At 39.9% G+C, this 19,010-nt stretch carries 14 protein-coding genes and 1 tRNA gene; 5 read left to right on the top strand and 10 right to left on the bottom strand.

The window, feature by feature from the left end:
• Positions 1-182: 182 nt before the first annotated feature.
• Genes OCV73_RS13735 through OCV73_RS13750 form a run of 4 tightly spaced genes read left to right on the top strand, consistent with a single transcriptional unit; the run spans position 183 to position 4,030 of the window.
• Positions 183-1,055, top strand: a complete 873-nt coding sequence (locus OCV73_RS13735; protein ID WP_147553099.1) for an electron transfer flavoprotein subunit beta/FixA family protein — start codon at positions 183-185, stop codon at positions 1,053-1,055.
• Between the two features lie 37 nt (positions 1,056-1,092).
• Positions 1,093-2,112 (top strand): electron transfer flavoprotein subunit alpha/FixB family protein, encoded by a 1,020-nt coding sequence (locus OCV73_RS13740; RefSeq protein WP_147553101.1) that lies wholly within the window; start codon positions 1,093-1,095, stop codon positions 2,110-2,112.
• 32 nt (positions 2,113-2,144) lie between these two features.
• Complete coding sequence (locus tag OCV73_RS13745) at positions 2,145-2,291, top strand: hypothetical protein (protein ID WP_167551274.1); 147 nt, start codon at positions 2,145-2,147, stop codon at positions 2,289-2,291.
• A gap of 35 nt (positions 2,292-2,326) precedes the next feature.
• Positions 2,327-4,030, top strand: a complete 1,704-nt coding sequence (locus OCV73_RS13750) for an acyl-CoA dehydrogenase family protein (protein WP_147553103.1) — start codon at positions 2,327-2,329, stop codon at positions 4,028-4,030.
• A gap of 70 nt (positions 4,031-4,100) precedes the next feature.
• On the opposite strand, the gene OCV73_RS13755 is transcribed toward OCV73_RS13750, so the two are convergent.
• The 7 genes from OCV73_RS13755 to OCV73_RS13785 all read right to left on the bottom strand — a co-directional run bounded on the left by OCV73_RS13755 (position 4,101) and on the right by OCV73_RS13785 (position 13,211).
• Positions 4,101-4,703 carry a nitroreductase family protein gene (locus OCV73_RS13755; RefSeq protein ID WP_147553104.1) on the bottom strand — a complete coding sequence of 201 codons (603 nt, stop codon included), beginning with the start codon at positions 4,701-4,703 and terminating at the stop codon, positions 4,101-4,103.
• A 90-nt stretch (positions 4,704-4,793) separates the two neighbouring features.
• Positions 4,794-5,093, bottom strand: a complete 300-nt coding sequence (locus OCV73_RS13760) for a hypothetical protein (RefSeq protein ID WP_147553106.1) — start codon at positions 5,091-5,093, stop codon at positions 4,794-4,796.
• Between the two features lie 104 nt (positions 5,094-5,197).
• Positions 5,198-5,872, bottom strand: a complete 675-nt coding sequence (locus OCV73_RS13765) for a DUF4738 domain-containing protein (protein WP_147553108.1) — start codon at positions 5,870-5,872, stop codon at positions 5,198-5,200.
• A gap of 11 nt (positions 5,873-5,883) precedes the next feature.
• Entirely contained in the window at positions 5,884-9,285 is a 3,402-nt protein-coding gene (locus OCV73_RS13770) for a DUF6443 domain-containing protein (protein ID WP_147553109.1), read from the bottom strand.
• A gap of 5 nt (positions 9,286-9,290) precedes the next feature.
• Complete coding sequence (locus OCV73_RS13775; RefSeq protein ID WP_147553111.1) at positions 9,291-12,149, bottom strand: hypothetical protein; 2,859 nt, start codon at positions 12,147-12,149, stop codon at positions 9,291-9,293.
• 168 nt (positions 12,150-12,317) lie between these two features.
• Positions 12,318-12,388 (bottom strand) — tRNA-Gln (locus OCV73_RS13780).
• 94 nt (positions 12,389-12,482) lie between these two features.
• Positions 12,483-13,211 carry a lysophospholipid acyltransferase family protein gene (locus OCV73_RS13785; protein WP_147553114.1) on the bottom strand — a complete coding sequence of 243 codons (729 nt, stop codon included), beginning with the start codon at positions 13,209-13,211 and terminating at the stop codon, positions 12,483-12,485.
• Between the two features lie 326 nt (positions 13,212-13,537).
• Here OCV73_RS13785 and OCV73_RS13790 point away from each other — a divergent pair, with 326 nt between their 5' ends.
• Positions 13,538-14,122 (top strand): lipocalin-like domain-containing protein, encoded by a 585-nt coding sequence (locus OCV73_RS13790; RefSeq protein ID WP_147553116.1) that lies wholly within the window; start codon positions 13,538-13,540, stop codon positions 14,120-14,122.
• An 82-nt stretch (positions 14,123-14,204) separates the two neighbouring features.
• On the opposite strand, the gene rprY is transcribed toward OCV73_RS13790, so the two are convergent.
• The 3 genes from rprY to OCV73_RS13805 form a co-directional block, all read right to left on the bottom strand.
• Entirely contained in the window at positions 14,205-14,915 is a 711-nt protein-coding gene (rprY, locus tag OCV73_RS13795) for a response regulator transcription factor RprY (RefSeq protein WP_147553118.1), read from the bottom strand.
• A 2-nt stretch (positions 14,916-14,917) separates the two neighbouring features.
• Positions 14,918-16,468 carry a sensor histidine kinase gene (locus OCV73_RS13800; RefSeq protein ID WP_147553120.1) on the bottom strand — a complete coding sequence of 517 codons (1,551 nt, stop codon included), beginning with the start codon at positions 16,466-16,468 and terminating at the stop codon, positions 14,918-14,920.
• Between the two features lie 259 nt (positions 16,469-16,727).
• Positions 16,728-18,884: an elongation factor G gene (locus OCV73_RS13805; protein ID WP_147553122.1), complete on the bottom strand. Its 2,157-nt coding sequence runs from the start codon at positions 18,882-18,884 to the stop codon at positions 16,728-16,730.
• Positions 18,885-19,010 lie beyond the last annotated feature (126 nt).

Genomic DNA, 19,010 nt, shown 5'->3' on the forward strand with positions numbered 1-19,010 from the left:
ACTTTCTGCTTCATTGTGTAAAATAGCCGGACATATTGATATTTAAATGATTATAACAGTGCTTGTCCTGTAACATTTTCGTAAAAAACAGTTGGCAAAAAGAATCATTTGTGTAACTTTGCAAGCTACTGAATGAGTATAATTAAAACAAGAATACATTAATCTTACATCTTTAAAAAATTATGAGTTTGAAAATCGTCGTGCTGGCAAAACAAGTGCCGGATACAAGAAACGTTGGAAAAGATGCGATGAAAGAAGATGGAACGATCAATCGTGCCGCTTTACCTGCAATTTTCAACCCCGAGGATCTCAATGCCCTGGAGCAGGCTCTTCAGCTGAAAGAGCAGCACCCGGGTTCTACTGTAACATTGCTCACAATGGGACCTCCTCGTGCTGCTGAAATTATTCGTGAAGGCCTGTTCCGCGGTGCCGACGGAGGTGTCGTACTTACCGACAGAGCTTTTGCTGGAGCCGATACGCTGGCAACCTCTTATGCCTTGGCAAGTGCTATCCGTAAAATAGGAGAATACGATATTATTCTGGGAGGACGGCAGGCCATCGATGGCGATACGGCACAGGTAGGTCCGCAGGTAGCGGAAAAACTGAACCTTTCTCAGGTTACATATGCCGAAAAAATATTAAAAGTGGAGAACGGGAAAGCAACCGTTAAACGCCGTTTGGAAAGAGGGGTGGAAACCGTAGTGGCCCCATTGCCTCTGGTAATTACCGTAAATGGTTCGGCAGATGAATGTCGCCCGCGTAATGCGAAATTAGTTCAGCGTTACAAATATGCAAAGACTCCGAGTGAAAAGGCAGCATTGGAACCCGATGCACAGAAGATATATGAAGAACGCCCGGCTCTTAATCTTTATGAGTGGAGTGTTGCCGATGTAAATGCCGATCTTAGCCAGGTCGGGTTGGCCGGTTCTCCCACAAAAGTAAAGCATGTTGAGAATGTTGTTTTTCAGGCTAAGGAAAGTAAGCAGCTTACGAGCAACGACAACGAAATAGAAGAGCTCGTGAAAGAATTGATTGTGAACCATACTATCGGATGATGCCGTAACTTTTTAACTTTGACAAAAAACACAAATCATGAATAATCTGATTGTATATTGCGAAATAGAAGACGGCATGATAGCCGATGTGAGTCTGGAATTACTCACCAAGGGACGTAGTTTGGCGACCCAACTTAACTGTAAACTGGAAGCTTTGGTCATAGGAAGTAAACTGGAGGGTGTAGAAAAGCAGATATTTCCATACGGTGCCGATACGGTATATTTAATGGACGATACCCGTTTATATCCTTATACCTCAACCCCTCATACTTCGGCTGTAGTCAATCTCTTTAAAGAAATTGAACCGCAGGTGTGCCTGATGGGTGCGACGAGTATAGGCCGTGATTTAGGCCCGCGGGTTTCATCGGCATTACATAGCGGTCTTACAGCCGACTGTACTTCATTGGAGATAGGTCCTCATGAAGACAAAAAAGCGAATAAAACATATGAAAATCTTTTATACCAGATACGTCCCGCCTTTGGAGGCAATATCGTGGCTACGATCGTGAATCCGGAATGTCGTCCCCAGATGGCTACCGTTCGGGAAGGTGTAATGAAGAAGGAAGTATATGATGCTGATTACAAGGGTGAAGTAGTAAAACTCGATCCGAAAAAATATGTATCGGATGCCGATTTCGTAGTGGAAGTGATCGACCGTCAGATGGAAAAATCGAAAGCGAACGTAAAAGGCGCTTCTATTATTGTAGCCGGAGGTTATGGTATGGGTTCGAAAGAAAGTTTCGATATGTTGCATGAGCTGGCCGCTACATTGGGCGGAGAAGTAGGAGCTTCACGTGCTGCTGTAGATGCCGGGTTCTGTGACCATGACCGTCAGATCGGCCAGACCGGTGTAACCGTACGCCCGAAATTGTATATCGCTTGTGGTATATCGGGACAGATACAGCATATAGCCGGAATGCAGGATAGTTCTATTATCATCTCGATAAACAGTGATCCTAACGCACCTATCAATACGATAGCCGATTATGTGATTACCGGTGCGGTCGAAGAAGTTGTTCCCAAACTGATTAAATATTACAAGAAGAATTCCAAATAAAGAGAAATATTCTTTGCTGAACCCGATGTGTTATGAAAAAAAACGTTTTAATTCTTATTTTATGGGTTTCTGTACAATGGGAGTCAGCTCAGCATACAGTCTATATCGATAAGAATTATCGTTGGTACGATAAAGCCGGTGCGGTGGAATATACGCATTGTTTTGTTCTTCCGTATTAACACAACAGGTTTTCGTAAAATAAAAATAGAGAATAATGGCTAATTTTTATACCGATAACAGTGATCTGAAACATCACTTGAACCATCCGCTCATGAAGAAGCTGGTGGCTCTGAGAGAACGTAATTATACCGACGCCGAGAAATACGATTATGCACCTTTCAATTTTGAAGATGCTATGGACTCGTACGAAAAAGTTCTTGAGATTGCCGGAGAGATAAGTGGAGAAATCGTTGCTGCCAATGCCGAAGATGTGGACCATGAAGGGCCTCATGTAGTCGATGGCCATGTGGTTTATGCCAAGGGGACAGAAAAAAACCTCGATGCTTTGGTTAAAGCCGGTTTGATGGGAATCTCGATGCCTCGTCGTTATGACGGTTTGAATTTTTCTTTAGTACCTTATATCATGGCAGCCGACATGGTGAGCCGTGCCGATGCCGGATTTGTGAATATATGGGGATTGCAGGACTGCGCCGAGACTATTTACGAATTTGCCAATGAGGAACAAAAGCAGAAATATCTTCCGCGTGTTTGCGCCGGGGAAACGATGGCAATGGACCTGACCGAACCGGATGCCGGTTCCGACTTGCAGGCTGTAATGCTTAAAGCCACATACAGCGAAAAAGACGGCTGTTGGTTATTGAACGGCGTAAAACGTTTTATCACCAATGGAGACGGACATATTGCGCTGGTATTGGCCCGTTCAGAAGAAGGAACCAAAGACGGCCGGGGATTGTCCATGTTCATTTATGACCGGAATAATGGTGGCGTGACCGTACGTCGTATAGAAAATAAGATGGGGATAAAAGGTTCCCCTACATGCGAGCTTGTATTCAAAAATGCTAAGGCGGAACTTTGCGGAGACCGTAAACTGGGTCTTATCAAATATGTAATGGCTTTGATGAATGGAGCCCGTCTGGGTATTGCCGCTCAATCGGTAGGAGTCTCCGAGGCTGCTTATCGCGAGGCTCTTTCTTACGCAAAGGAACGTAAACAATTCGGTAAAGCTATTATCGAGTTTCCGGCTATTTATGAAATTATATCTGTAATGAAGGCCAAATTGGATGCTTCACGTTCGTTACTGTATGAAACGACACGTTTCGTCGATATGTACAAAACGTATGAAGATATAGCTAAAGAACGTACGTTGGATAAGGAAGAACGTATGGAGATGAAAGCCTATCAGAAACTGGCCGATGCCTTTACACCTTTGTCCAAAGGAATGTCGAGTGAATTCTGTAATCAAAATGCTTACGATTGTGTACAGGTACATGGCGGTTCCGGATTTATGAAAGATTACGCTTGTGAACGTATTTACCGGGATGCGCGTATTACTTCGATCTATGAAGGTACTACCCAGTTACAGGTAGTTGCTGCTATACGTCACGTGACTACAGGAACTTATTTGAATCAGATTCGTGTATATGAAGCTGAGCCTGTAGCCGGAGGACTGGAACCGTTGCGTGATAAACTGAAAGCCATGACTGCCGTTTATGAAAAAACGGTTGCTGGAGTAGTAGGAACCAAGGATAACGAATATATTGATTTCCAGGCTCGTCGTATGGTTGAAATGGCTGGACATATAATCATGGGATATTTACTTTTGGGAGATACGACACGGAATGAATCTTTCCGTCATTCTGCCGAAGTTTACATTCATTATGGCGAAGCAGAAGTAACGAAGAATGCCGAATTTATCAATAATTTCAAAATTGAAGATTTGGCCAGCTATCGCAAATAATATATGAATATGTTATAACAAGAACGGGACGACTTGATAAAGCCGTCCCGTTCTGTTATTATAAAAGAACTTATTTGAATATTCTTATCCGGGTATCTATGGGATTGAATTCCTTTTTACCCGGTTCTTTTGCAGGAATACCGAATGGCATCTGGGCGACAAGTTCCCATTCTTCCGGTAAATTCCAGGTGCGTTGTACAATCTCGTCGATAAGTGGATTATAATGTTGCAGGCTGGCGCCCATGCCGGAGTCTTCGAGCATACACCATACCGTTAGTTGGTGCATGGCGTTGGTATGTTGAGACCATACCGGAAAGCGGTCGCTATATACCGGGAAACTATCCTGCAAATGGGTAATTACGCTGCGGTCCTCCAAAAACAGCACCGTACCATATCCGCTGTCGAAAGAAGTATTTATTTTCTCTTCTGTTTTAATATACGATTCTTCCGACAATTGAAGCTTCAATACCTCTTTTACTATATTCCATAGTTTGTGGTGTTCCTCATGTAATAATAAAACCAGGCGGGTTGATTGGGAATTAAATGCCGAAGGCACATGTAATATCGCAAAATCCAGTATCTCTTCGATTTGTTTATCACTTATGGAAGATTCGTTCGTGAGGTTGTAATAGCTTCGGCGGTGTTGGATAGCTTCTTTAAAATTTCGGCTCATAACTTGATATTTATAGGTTAATTTATAATAATATAACAATATAATGACTGAAAGGTTGTATCGGTTTTATCGAAATGTTTTTACTATACACTATAGATGGAATATAACCCGGTATACATTGGAAGGATCTCCTGTATCTTCTGGTTGAACAGTTCTAATGGTATCATTTTTATTAATATAACCACTATAGAAATCATTTTTTCCATACTTTTCATTTGTGGTTTGCGTTATTTTTATCGCAAAATTTCTATTAAGATTATTATAGGAGAGTCTGCAAATTTCCTGTCCATTAGCTTTGTAATAAAAATTATCCGTTCCGTCTGGACCGATTCGATTAATAAGGATTGTTTCTACAATAAGTATACGGCGAAATGCAAGGATTTTTTTCACAGAGGGGATTTATGGAACTGAACAGGTTCAGCAGAGGGTTCCGCTGACGAACATTATGGCTATACAAATAAAAACAAAATCAATTATTATTTTACATAATAAGTTTAATTTTCTTCCCATATCTCTTCTTCCAAACTTGTATTTATAACTCCGTCATTATTTATTGACAGGCTTATGGGATAACAAATATCACTATCCGGAATACAGATGTTTAACGAAAAACTAATCTCTCCAGAAGTTATGCCATTTATATAAAAGCTCACTATTGAATATTTATTTATATCTTTTAGTGGGATTATATTATCAAAGAAAAACTTCGTAAATTCTTTATTATGCATTATAATTCTATTTTTATACATAACATTCAAATATACTGAAACGTCCAAAAATTTAAAAACAGTAAATTCCCCTTTTCCATAATTCACAGTATTAACTACTGTATCTGCATTATTTATTATTACATAACTTACATAGTAATCTTCAATAACCGTATCAACTTTAATAGGTTCCCAATAAGAAATATCATTATTTTTCTGTTCTATCCTTGATAAATATGTTTTCAGGTTTACTTTATAAATAGAATCGTTATCATTTATTATTTTTTTATTTATACTATCATTTATCACTATTATATCTTTACCGAAAGAATCCAGGTTAGATTCATTAAATGCCAAACTATCTATTTTAAACTCATTTTTATTTATTGATTCTTTATTTATTTTCATGGAGCATGAAAATACACAAAATAAAAAGATTGATAAAATAATATTTTTTTTCATTTTATATTGATTTAGTTATTAATAACGGCAGGTATTGTAATTGATGGAATTGGTAGTTGAGGTATGGCTAATGAAATAGTCGGAGCTGATACTTTTACTTCTGGTAAAAGCATTGGTTTTATAAATTCTTTTTGAGGATCAATTAAATTGTTTTTTGACAATACAGGATTAATTTTCTCCCCATCTATTATTATTTCATAATGCAAGTGTGGAACATATTGTTTATAAGAACCTTTTCCTGTACCTCCAATGGTGCCTATCTGCATGCCTTCTGGTACAAAATCACCGACCTTAATACTCTCAGAAATTTCATTAAGATGCATATAAAAAGTTGCAACTTTACCGGTTACAGAAGTTATTAGAACACGATTTCCTCCTGCATCCATATCACCATTTTCCATTGTTACTGATTTTGTAACAATACCTTCATGAGTTGCAAAAACAGGAGCGCCTAAATCATCTGAACGAGAACCAAGATTTATATCTAATCCTCCATGTCTACGCCCATTATATCGAGGAGCATTAAAATTATTTAAATGACTTCTTGACTTACTATTATATGTTTCATTTACTGGCCATTCTCTTTTCCCATCCAAATCAATCTTATTCATCGGATTATTGTCACAGACAGCATAGGAAGAAATCCGTGGATATTTCTCACAAAGCGGATCGATGGAGATAAACCGGTTGTAGATAGGATCTCTCCAGCGTGCTTCGTTATCATAGAGATGTATGCCTAATAGACTCTCAAATTCCATATTGAGGTGTAATTTGTTGTCGGTAGTGAGTGGTCCGTATTCGCTGGTAGGTAGTCCCGATGGTAGATAATCGGCTTCCTGCAGAATCTTTCCGCTTTCGTCGACGACCATACAGTTACTACCCAAATGGTCGTTATAGTAATAATAATATTTGTATCGGGAAGTTTGCGTATCGTAAGTGAGAAAACCTCCGTCTATGTAGATTTTCGAAAGAGAGGTCAAGCTTGATGCTTCGCCTTCGTATACGGCATTGGCAGCATAATAGGTGTATTTTCGGCTTATCGGTGAGATTATAGTATTGCCCTCTCCCGGCTGGACGTTTTCCGCTACAGCCCAGTGGATTTCACTGGAATGTTTCTTTCCGTCGGCGCCATATTTTATTTTCATATAGTCTCCGTTATTTTTCGTTATTTGCGATGCCAGATTCAGGGAATTGTATGCTATAGAGCCAATTTTTCGGGGAATATCCTTGGTCTGGTTGCCATTCTCATCATAGGAAAATGCGTTGTCGTAAATATTACAAGGTATCTGTGGTACGGAAGAGAGATACATGTCGTTCCCGGCATCCGCTACGCGTGTCATCTGGTTACCACTGTAAGTGAAAGACAGATCGTCTTCCATTGAGTCTTTCCATCCCCGGGAGAGAGACAGGATATTACCGTTCTTATCGTAAGTGAAGTTTTCAAAATAGAGGTCGAATCCATCGTGATAATTCCTCATTTCGGCATTTGTCAGGCGATTGAGTCCGTCATATTTATATGTCATGCTCTTGGTGGAACGAAAAGTCTGTCCGTTTCCCTTTTTGCCGAAACCTACCAGATTACTGGCTGCTATATTACCGTTATAATAGATGTCCCGGTCATAAGGATTGGAGGTATAATAGAGGTTTTCCATGAACTTGTTCATGACGATGATGCTGGAAATCCATCCTCGTATATTGTATGTGAAGGTGGTAGGAGTCGTATTTCCCTGTGATTTCTTCCATATTTGACCCAATTCGTTATAGATGAGAGAACAGATGGTTTGTTCTTCCTGATCGTTAATCTGGTGTTTTATCTGAGTGTTTCTTCCGGCATGGTCGTACTGATAAGTATATGTTTCTTTGAATTTTGTATTGATTTGGGTGGGAGGTAATCCTGCCGATACCAGTTGTTCGTGTATTCGTTTTACAGGTTGTCCTGAAAAATTATATTGAATGCTTTCCTTGTCTATTCCTCCGCTTAGGCTGTTATCGCTGATACTTTGAATGAGCAGTCCCTTGTCGTCATAATAGTATACCTCCAGATAACCGGATGTAGCCCCCAGATTATAAACTTTTTTTCCGGTGAGCAGACCTTTGTGTTCGCATGTGCTGTTATCGGTCCCATAACGGTTATCAGGAATTCCCGCAGGCATGCCGTAGTTATAAAGGGAGCTTGTGAGGGAGGCGGATAACTTTTTAAAATTGTAATGGTCGTAATAGTAAACTATTTCCGGATGAGGATCTTCCAATGTTATGTCTTGCGGTATAGTATAACCGGTTTTGCAAAAACTTCCGGTTACGGAGCCGTTCCATGAAGCGGTAAAAAGTTGTTGAGAAACGGCCGGGCGTGTATTGTTTTTGCAATTTCCGCTGATGACCAGCCTGTCCTGCTGATCGTAAATATAAAATGTCCACAAATTCTGTGTCCGTTGGTTTCCGTCCTGGGAAAAGACGAGATGGTCCGCCCGGTCATATACCAGATATATCCAGTCGGCTCCCGGGTATTTTTTTGCGATGCAACGCCTTCGTTTATCGTATCGGTATAAATAAGCCAGTTTTTTTATTGTAGAATGATCGGGTGTCCATATCCCGGCATTTCCCAGTTCATCTACCGCTTTTGGAGATAGAACGATGCTCTTTCCCCCCCAGTCGTTATATATGAAGTAAGTATCATGAGGTAAGGTACCGTTCATCTGGCGGCTTAGTACGGCTTGCCCCCTCTTATCGGTGTAAGTATATACAATTTTCCCATCTTCATCAGTCTGTTCTGTAATATTTAAAGTTCCTGCCCGGTAATGCCCGTCCTCTTTCAAATTACCGTTTTCCTCATAGAAATACCTTACTGCATGTTCTCCCGAAGATGTATTTACTTTATAGGCGGTCCTTAAACAATGTTCCCCGTTTTGTCTCCATTCTTGCCCGGGACCATATTCCTTTTCTATTCGGTTCAGAGGGGATGCTTCATATATGAGCTCTTTGTATGCATAAGGGTCTTGGCGGTAGGCCGACAGGGATAAGGCGGTGATGCTCTCCATACTTACTTCCGCTCCGTTGTTATTCCCGACAGGAACCGGCAGCCATTGCTTTGACGGACGGCTTTGTTTGTCATATTGGGTATGAGTAACCAGATCGGCTCCTTCCGGAGTAAACCCTTTCTGTATGACCTGATAGCAACGGCCTAATCCGTCATAGTAGCTGATTGTTGTCAGCCCTGCCGTTGTGGAGCTAAATACATCGCTATAAGATTGTAACGGACTGATTTTTAATATATAATTCCGTGTTTTGTCCAGTCCGGAGGTAAAATAGCTATTTCCGGTGGAATGAAGCTGTATATTTTCTCCTAAAGCCGGGAACGATAGATGCGAATGGGATGTTATGAGTAAACCGGTAAAGAGGATAAGACGTATTTTCATATTTCCTAATTTCTAAAGTTGTATTTATAAGCTTCAATTATTTCTTTATTCCCGTTCTTTAACCGGTATATTTCTTCGAGACGCCCTGCCTGATCGTATTTATAATAGATTGTTTGGTTTCGCGGGTCTGTTATAGAGGTAACGCCCGTCAGAGGTTCATAGGTAAAGGTCGTAACCTGCGCGATGGACGGTAATGTTTCCCTCAGCTGATTTATTAATGCTATGTCTTCGGGAGACGGAGCGGCTTTTCCGGCTATAACCGACAGTTGGGCTTCCGGTATGATATTAGTTACGTCTTCGTACCCCGCCTGTTTGATTTCAGCAATAGGATATTGGGCTTTATACCCCCATAAATATACTATCTTCTGGCTATTGTCCTTTGTTATATGTAGCGGATTTCCGTAAGAGTCATATTTATGATATATGACCCTTTCTTCTTCGGAGTTGTTCTCACCCGTATTAACCGATACTTTCTCTATATAGGCTTTATTGCCGAAAAGGTTGAAATGGGAAGTGGTCGTAAGAGAGTCCCCGTTGTCCAGGACAGTATATTGCAGCAAGGTATTGATACGTCCTTCCTCCAGTAGTTTCTGCCGGGCGATTTCATCGTTTCCGCTTAATGACAAGTCGGACGGATATCTGCGTATTTCTTTTGAAACTTTATCGTCACTGTTGAATGTTTCGATAATAGTCGGATATAGATGTTGTGGATTTTCATAAATGTAATTATGTGTAGTCGTCAGAGTATCTCCGTTATCATAATAACAGGTCGTGGTTTCGGAAACAGGTTTTATGCATCCGGATTCTATGATATTCGTATGTGATATGAACCTCCCGTGATCGAGGGTAGGATGAGGGTCTTTTGCCACGACCCAATTGTCGTAAGTGTCATGAGTAATATATTGTTGCATGTTCTTCGGTTCATAGGCATACTCTGTTTTCATAACAGGAATATAGTTTCCCGATACGTATTTATATTGGGTTTGTGATAATAAGAGCCCGTTTTTCCAGCCGTTTCTTTTATTGAACACTAATGTCGTTCCGGGGATTTTTGTTTTACATTCTTCCTCGTTTATTGCATATCGATATACGATTTTTCCATTCTGGTCGTTACCTGTTTTATCTCCGGTAAAATATTCTGTAACTTCTTCATATAGTACAGGGGAGCCTTCGGAATAGAATAAGTCGGTAATGGAGTTAGGAGTAAAGGTCCTTATTTTTTTCCTCTGTTCTCTGTTCTCTTTCTCATACATAAAATCGTCGGGTTCTATTTGATGCCGTATGATCCCCAATCCGTTTTCTGCTATGCCGTATACGAAATTTCTGACCGTTTGTTCTCCGTTTATGGGATCGGTCTCGGTAATTCTTTTTATGCGAAGTCCTCCGGCCGGCCAGTCTCTTGTCGTATTCGGATGTTCTCCGATACGCCAGTATCTGTTTGTTTCATATTCGAATTCCGATTTTCTTCCGGTGGGATAAATGATGGATTTTATCATTCCTGTTTCCATTTCCAGATGAGAATTTCTTGTGTCTGCTCCTATTGTGAACTCTCCTTCATCATATTTCTGTTTGATTGTTAATAAAGGAATGTTTGTTCCTCTGTTTATCCCGTTGTAATATCCCCAAAAGTCATCGCTTCCTACTTGCTCTTTCAAGGTTGGAAAATAGTATGTGTGGTTGTAATAGTCAAATCTGTAAACTTCTGCAATATTTCCCGCCTTGTCCAGAATCTGGATTGAATCCAGCCTCATGACTTTATATCCGTCTTCCCGGACATTATAAGGGGTCTGGAAAAAATGGAACTGTTTAACGATTTGGTTATTGTTGTTCCGTATTTTTATCCATTCTATGTCGTGTCTTCCGGTCCCATTATGATGGATAAAATCTATGTTTCCGTTATCGAAAGTGATACACTTCAATTTTCGGGACTGTACCTTGTAAGAACTTATAATTCCGCAATAGGGGTACTCTTCAAAACTAGGTATCGTGTCCCATGTATTTGTTACAGGAACGAAAAAGGCTGAGGATTTTTCTCCGTTGAAGTATGAAATAACTTTCGTATAATGCGGAATTGAGTCTTCGACTTGTATCATATCCTCCGCTTGGGAATAAATATCGAAGTAATAAGGAGCCTCATAAGTGAAATTTATTTTCCTGTTGGTTTTATTTGAACATATCTCGGTACATTTCCAGGACGTAGTTGCTGCTCCAAAATTTGTATTCTCGGTGTAATAACCGGAACCATCGGCTTGGTCTCCAAACCGATAGAATAATCCGTTCTCATCAGTTATTCTGAATCCGATGCCGATTTTAGGTAACTGTTCATAATCAATTTTTATAGGCTTGAAAGGTATAGTAATAGCTTTAGCAGGTTCGCTGTTGTCGTTCCGGTAGAAAAAGAATCCCCCCGAGGAGTTACATAACTTATAATAAAATTCATCAGGTTGACTATCCAGTGTACCTTTTCCAACACCGACGATATCCACTATATTATTATAATCGGCGCAGCTATATAAGTAACCCCGTTCATCCGGCAACCCTTTGACCGAACAGGATATGGAGGGAGCTGCATTTAATGTCCAGCCTAATCCCACCCAGTCAGCTATAGTTTTTGTCTTTAATCCCGATGCATGAAAACTTAAAGAAACAGGCAGTGTAATATCACCGGACTGCACTTCGAATAACGGTATCTCTATTTGGGCTAATCCTGAACAGTAATTGATCGGGTAGTTTACGTATTGAGCAATAGACATGGCCTCGGGAGAAGACGGAATAATCGTAGGAAGTAAAGTATTAGATGTTTGTGCTACGGCGGACGAAAAATATAACGATAAAATAAGCAGATAGGAAAGTGTCTTTTTCATAGTATTTTGTAAAGAAATAATTTACATTTAAACATAAATGTAAATAAAATAATTTGAAGGATAAAATATTCAACCGGAATTATTGAAGAAAAACAGTGCAGAAAAGATACATGATATTAAAAGAAAAACCCAACCACTTCTTAAATAAGCGGAAGGGTTTTTGAAGCGTTGTCCAGGAAGGACTCGAACCCTCACAGGCGGAACCAGAATCCGAAGTGCTACCATTACACCACTGGACAATTATTCTTGTTTTACGAGTGCAAAGTTGATAATTTTTTTTGACTTTTGTATCAAAGCGGCAATAAAAAATAATATGTTTAATATTATTTTACATTATCGGTTTTTTTCAGGTAAGGCCGAAACGATGGCTTTGTAAGAGGTTTCCATAAGTTCATTCAGGTTATGTCCTTCATGTTCTTGAGGATAGATAGGCTTATGTATCGTCAGCACTATTTTTCCTGGTTTAACAGTATATGTTCCGCGTTTCATTATGTAGTAAGCTCCGTCGATGGTAAGCGGGACTACCGGTAGATTGAATTCCACGGCCAGCTGGTAAGCTCCTTTTTTAAACCGGTGTATATGGCCGTCAAGCGTGCGTGCCCCTTCCGGAAAAACCACGAGAGACATACCATCTTTTAAAGTGTTTTCTGCCTTTTCCATGGTTTCTTTTAGCTTATGAGGAGAAGAATTGTCTACCATGATATGTCCTGCGGCTTCACATGCCTTTCCTACAAAGGGAATATTGCGGAGACTTTTTTTCATCATCCATTTGAAATTATGGTTGAGATAACCATAAATGAGGAATATATCGTAAGCACCCTGATGATTGGCGACAAATACATATGAAGTTTTAGAGTTGATATTCTCCCGTCCCCGTACTTCGATCCGTACGAATGAAAGGATGCAAAAGAGTCGTGACCATAATTGTGCCGGGTAATATCCCCAGAAATCTCCTTTTCCCAGTGTGCAGCCTATAATTGTAGTAATAGCTGTTAATAAGGTAAGTATAAGTAAAATAGGAGCGGCTATAAACCATTGATATATAAATAGGATAATTTTCATACGTAATTTATAAATGATGAAGTTCTTCAATTCTTTTTTTATTCCCGGCTCAGGCTGTAAACATCTGCGGGTAATGAATTTTGCTGTTCCGTTTCTCTCTTTGGAGCAAAGATAAATATAAAAACTGAAAGATGGAATGAAAGATAAAAGAAGGGAATGGATAAATGACAGAAAGATGACGAAAGGCGGCCAAAAATTGAATATTTTTTGCTTAATGTAAAGTCTAAAATAAAAGCATTCCTTTTATAATCAATAGATTATTTATTCCTATCTTTGTTATATTACAATCATTTAAATCAATGTTAAGTTTTAAAACGAATAGAGTTATGAGCAGGTTAATACGATTTTCTGTAGGCATGGTACTGTTATTGGCCGTAATGGTATCTTGTAAAGATACGGCCTTTAAAGTTTATGAAGGTAGAATTTTCGATGCCAGTATGAACGATATCGTTATTATTACCGGTACGGGTGATACTGTAACGGTAAGTACGATGAATGCCGATCCGGCAAAAGTACCCGGAGTTTTTATTAATGATTCCGTACGGGTAACCTGTTCGGATAGAAAGGTAGGTGAGGATAAAATATTAACGGCTGACTCGCTGGTTATTCTTGTACGTTCTCCGTATTATTGTATACAAGGTACCTGGCTTGAACCTAACCCGATAGATACAGCACAGATGCAGGGTTTTGTTTTAAAACAAGATGGTACGGCAGAATCGGTGAATATGGCTACTTTGGATTTCAGGAGTTGGACTCTGAAAGGCCACATGTTAATATTGCAATATACGAGTATAGGAAATAAACTTACGATAGAAGGTTCCGATACTTTGCATATTGTAAAGATCAATGCCGATTCTCTGGTTCTTTCCGCAAATAATAGAATGGTTTGGGATTTAGTCAGGAAGAAGTAATGATTATGTACCGTATTTATAATAAAAGAACCGGATTATTATAATCCGGTTCTTTTATTATAAAATGAACTTTTACAGACATTTATTTCGTTTTAGCTTCGATTTCCGGAGCGATCAGTTTATATCCTTTACCGTGGATATTGATGATTTCGATAGAGGGATCATCTTTCAGATGTTTACGAAGTTTGGTGATGTAGACATCCATACTGCGTGCGTTGAAATAATTGTCGTCAATCCAGATCGTCTTAAGGGCGAAGTTACGTTCAAGAATTTCATTTACGTGTGCGCATAACAAGCTGAGCAATTCCGATTCCTTAGTAGTAAGTTTGGTCGTTTTATCATCAATAGACAGAACTTGTTTCTGAGTATCGAATGTGAAACGTCCTATTTTGTACATAGTAACTTCTTTGCCTTTTTTGCCTTTTACGCGACGGAGAATGGCTTCAATACGGAACACGAGTTCTTCCATGCTGAACGGTTTGGTAATATAATCGTCAGCACCGATTTTGAAACCTTCCAGAATATCTTCTTTGAGTGATTTCGCCGTCAAGAAAATAATGGGCACTTCACCGTTTACAGTACGAATTTCCTGAGCCAGTGTGAAACCGTCTTTTTTCGGCATCATCACGTCCAGAACACAAAGATCATATTTGCCTTTGAGGAATGCTTTATAGCCGCTTTCTCCATCGGAGAATAAATCGGCTACATATCCTTTTGCTTGCAAATATTCTCTCAACAACATGCCAAGATTCTCATCATCTTCGCATAGTAAGATACGCAATCTTTCTTCCATAATTAGTCAGTTTTTATTAGAGGTAATGTAATTATAAATGTTGAACCGTGATTCAATTCGCTCTCCACGCGTATGTTCCCTTTCAGGTCTCTGATGATTTTGTTTACATATGCCAGACCCAGCCCGAATCCTTTTACATCGTGGCGGTTTCCGGTTGATACGCGGTAGAACTTCTCGAATATTTTTTTTAGATCTTCTTTTTTCATTCCTATGCCGTTGTCCTGTATCGATATTTCTACTTTATCCCCGATGGTACGTGTACGGATGAACAGAGATAAAGGAACATCCTCCCGGCGATATTTTACGGCGTTGTCCAGTAAATTGAAAATAACGTTGGTAAAGTGCATTTCATCTACCGAAACAATAGCATCTTCGGCCTGAAGGTCGGCATCTATTACTCCTCCGTATTTTTCTACTTTTAGTTTAAAGGTACTCATAACGCTGGTAACGAGATCGTTTACATCTACGTCATGTAATTTCATGAGTGTCTTTTGCCGGTCGAACATGGACATCTGCAACACTTTTTCCACCTGGAAACGAAGCCTTTTAGTTTCATCGTTTATCACTCCGGATATGTGCTGGAACATGGCCGGGCTTTTCGCGACAGCGGGATCGTTCAGCATCTGGGCAGCCAGCGATATGGTAGAGATAGGTGTCTTAAACTCGTGAGTCATATTATTGATAAAATCGTTCTTCATTTCAGTCAGCTTCTTTTGACGGAAAGCGACAATAATGGTGAACAAGAATGTTACCAGCAATATTAATGTAAAAGCAAATGTCGGAATCATAAATTTAACCGAACTGAAGATATAATTTTTCTTAGTAGGAAAATATACTTTCAGATAGTTAAGACGTCCCGGAGGGTCATTAGGAAATATAGCCTGTGTGAACAGATTTCCTTCTTCTTTAGGATCGAATTTTGATGTTTTATAAATGATTTTTCCGTCTTTGTCGGTAATGGCAAATTCGAAAATGATATTGATCCCGTTGTTTTCAAATTCCGATTTCAGATAGCTTTCCAGTTTTTTCGTATCCACCCTTTCCATGATAGGACGGCTACTGGCTTTACTTAAAATATTAAGAATGACTTCATTAAGTAATCCTTTTTGATAGAGGTACTGGCCTTTGAGTACCTCTTGCATATTCTTATACGTGTTGATCAGCGTATTGTCTTCTTTTTTGCTCGGGCGGATGCTGGGTCTCAGCATGATCGTACTGGTCTGTTCCCTGAAAGAGAAGTTGGCGACGGTTCCGTCTGGAGCTACAATAGAAAATTGTCTGTGTGTGGATACTACGTCTTTGGTCTGGTTGTTCTGCTCATACTCAGAGAGCAGTTTATTTTGGGTCTCTTCTATGTCTTCTGCGAGATAATGTTTCGTCTCATCCAGTTCCAGGCTCGTGGAAACGCCGTACAGACTCCGTTTTACGGCTTCTGTAAACTGCTCGTTCCGCATTTTCACCATGTTTTCCATATACATGATTTGCATGTATAATAGTCCCACAAATGTGAGGGCCATGATGATTGCCAATAACCAGATTGTCGATTTTTTCATATATCGTTTTTACTTCTTTTTGCCTTATAATTTTGTTAAATGCTTGTTATCATATGATTTACGATTTCGTAAGTTTTGAACAATTTTATATATAAACAAATCAATTATGCTTTTGTTTGCAAAATTAGTCCACTTTTTAATAATATCAGCTTTAACACTTCAGGGCAAATTTAACAAATGAATGTTTAAATGCAAAACGCCGCTATAAGAAATAACGGCGTTTTTAGTAAATTTAACAAATCTGTATTTTGAAAATCTTTTATTCTTCTTCCTGTTGTGCTTCGTAAGCTTTTAAAAGTTTATCCTGTACATCTCCCGGAACAAGTTCGTATGAGGCGTATTTCATAGTAAATGAGGAACGTCCGCCTGTGATGGAACTGAGCGCGGTGGAATAGGAAGCCATTTCCTTTAAAGGAACTTTTGCGCTTATTTTTTCAAATCCCTTTTCACTGGACATACCCATAATGATAGCTCTTCTACCTTGCAGGTCACTCATAACGTCTCCCATTTTATCGGCGGGAGTAAGCACTTCCACATCATAAATAGGTTCCAGAATCTTAGGACCGGCATTTTTGAATGCATCGCTGAAAGCGTTACGTCCGGCAAGCCTGAAAGATATTTCGTTGGAATCTACCGGGTGCATTTTACCATCGTAGATGCATACCCGCACGTCACGGGCGTAAGACCCCGTGAGCGGCCCTTGTTCCATACGGTCCATAAGTCCTTTTACGATGGCGGGAATAAACCGGGCGTCGATAGCACCTCCTACGATACAGTTACATACGACCAGTTTTCCGCCCCATTCAAGATCTAACGTTTGCGTGTCACGGACGTTCATTTTGTATTCCTGATTGTTGAAACGGTAAGAATCAGGGGCCGGCATACCTTCGTAATAAGGTTCTATGATGAGGTGTACTTCGCCAAACTGACCTGCACCGCCCGATTGTTTTTTATGACGATAATCGGCGCGCGCAGCTTTAGTGATCGTTTCCCGGTATGGAATACGGGGTTCTGCAAATTCTATAGCGATTTTTTCGTTGTTTTCGATTCTCCATTTTAATGTACGAAGATGGAATTCTCCTTGTCCCGAGACGATCGTTTGCTTCAGTTCTTTCGATTGTATTACGGTCCAGGTCGGGTCTTCCTCATGCATGCGGGTCAGTATTTCACTCAGTTTTTCCGCATCGGCTTCATTCAACGGTTTGATAGCGCGCTGATACTTCGGATCGGGGTATTTGATAAAGTCGAAACGGATCTCACAACCTTTTTCGTTCAATGTATTACCTGTACGAACGTCTTTCAGTTTAACGCTGGCACATATATCGCCTGCAACTACTTTATCTACTTTAGTACGGATTTGTCCGCATACGCAGAATAATTGTGCCATACGTTCCCGGCTGTTCCGGTTTACATTTATCAGATCGTCTCCTTCTTTGACCGTTCCTGACATTACTTTAAAATAAGATACTTCACCTATATGAGGTTCTACAGTCGTTTTAAAGCAGTACATACTCACCGGTCCGTTCGGGTCCGGAGCTATTTCCTGTCCTTCGGTATCTATGGGTTGCGGCATTTCCGATACGAAAGGTACTACATTTCCCAGAAATTCCATCATTCTGCGTACACCCATATCCCTGAGGGCACTTACACAGAATACCGGATATATGCTTCTGGTAATAAGACCTTTGCGAATGCCTTCTCTCATTTCATCTTCGGTCAGTGATCCTTGATCGAAGAATTTTTCCATCAGCGTTTCATCGTTTTCCGCTGCAGCTTCTATCAATATTTTATTTAGTTCGAGAGCTTTTTCTTTTTCGTTTTCCGGTATTTCTGAAATTGTAGGAACACCTCCGTCCGGTCCCCATGAATACATTTTCATCAAAAGGACATCTATCATTGCATTAAATGACGGCCCGCTGCTGACCGGATATTGTACCTGTACCACGCGGCTTCCGAAAGATTCGCGCATTTGCTCCATTACATTATCAAAATCGGCTTTTTCTCCGTCCAGCTGATTCATGGCGAATACGATAGGCTTGTTCAGCTTTTCTGCCGTCCGGAAGATATTTTGGGTACCTACTTCCACACCATACTGGGAATCGACAACTATGACTCCGGTATCGGTTACGTTCAGAGCCGTAATAGCGCTTCCTACAAAATCGTCAGAGCCCGGGCAGTCGATCACGTTCAGTTTTTTATTTAGGAACTCGGCATAAAATACAGTGGAAAATACAGAATATCCATACTCTTTTTCTACCGGGAAATAATCCGATACGGTATTATTGGCTTCAACGGTTCCGCGGCGTTTTATTATACCACACTCGTAAAGCATAGCTTCAGCGAGAGTGGTTTTACCCGATCCTTTACTGCCTAATAAGGCAATGTTTTTGATTTCATGTGATTCGTATACCTTCATGGGATATTAGATTTTTAATGAAACAATAAGGTTATGCTTTTTTGCAAAGCGTTCGCAAATTAAAAAATTAAATTGACAAATGCAATTAACATATATATGTTAGAAAACATTATTTGTGCGTATAAT

It is taken from the genome of Barnesiella propionica, from assembly GCF_025567045.1.
Lineage (GTDB): Bacteria > Bacteroidota > Bacteroidia > Bacteroidales > Barnesiellaceae > Barnesiella_B > Barnesiella_B propionica.

What these genes read in the sequence shown, in the direction of transcription:
- OCV73_RS13735 (WP_147553099.1), top strand. Translation starts at nt 183, where the DNA reads ATGAGTTTGAAAATCGTCGTGCTGGCAAAACAAGTGCCGGATACAAGA.
- OCV73_RS13740 (WP_147553101.1), top strand. Translation starts at nt 1,093, where the DNA reads ATGAATAATCTGATTGTATATTGCGAAATAGAAGACGGCATGATAGCC.
- OCV73_RS13745 (WP_167551274.1), top strand. Translation starts at nt 2,145, where the DNA reads ATGAAAAAAAACGTTTTAATTCTTATTTTATGGGTTTCTGTACAATGG.
- OCV73_RS13750 (WP_147553103.1), top strand. Translation starts at nt 2,327, where the DNA reads ATGGCTAATTTTTATACCGATAACAGTGATCTGAAACATCACTTGAAC.
- OCV73_RS13755 (WP_147553104.1), bottom strand. Translation starts at nt 4,703, where the DNA reads ATGAGCCGAAATTTTAAAGAAGCTATCCAACACCGCCGAAGCTATTAC.
- OCV73_RS13765 (WP_147553108.1), bottom strand. Translation starts at nt 5,872, where the DNA reads ATGAAAAAAAATATTATTTTATCAATCTTTTTATTTTGTGTATTTTCA.
- OCV73_RS13770 (WP_147553109.1), bottom strand. Translation starts at nt 9,285, where the DNA reads ATGAAAATACGTCTTATCCTCTTTACCGGTTTACTCATAACATCCCAT.
- OCV73_RS13775 (WP_147553111.1), bottom strand. Translation starts at nt 12,149, where the DNA reads ATGAAAAAGACACTTTCCTATCTGCTTATTTTATCGTTATATTTTTCG.
- OCV73_RS13785 (WP_147553114.1), bottom strand. Translation starts at nt 13,211, where the DNA reads ATGAAAATTATCCTATTTATATATCAATGGTTTATAGCCGCTCCTATT.
- OCV73_RS13790 (WP_147553116.1), top strand. Translation starts at nt 13,538, where the DNA reads ATGAGCAGGTTAATACGATTTTCTGTAGGCATGGTACTGTTATTGGCC.
- rprY (WP_147553118.1), bottom strand. Translation starts at nt 14,915, where the DNA reads ATGGAAGAAAGATTGCGTATCTTACTATGCGAAGATGATGAGAATCTT.
- OCV73_RS13800 (WP_147553120.1), bottom strand. Translation starts at nt 16,468, where the DNA reads ATGAAAAAATCGACAATCTGGTTATTGGCAATCATCATGGCCCTCACA.
- OCV73_RS13805 (WP_147553122.1), bottom strand. Translation starts at nt 18,884, where the DNA reads ATGAAGGTATACGAATCACATGAAATCAAAAACATTGCCTTATTAGGC.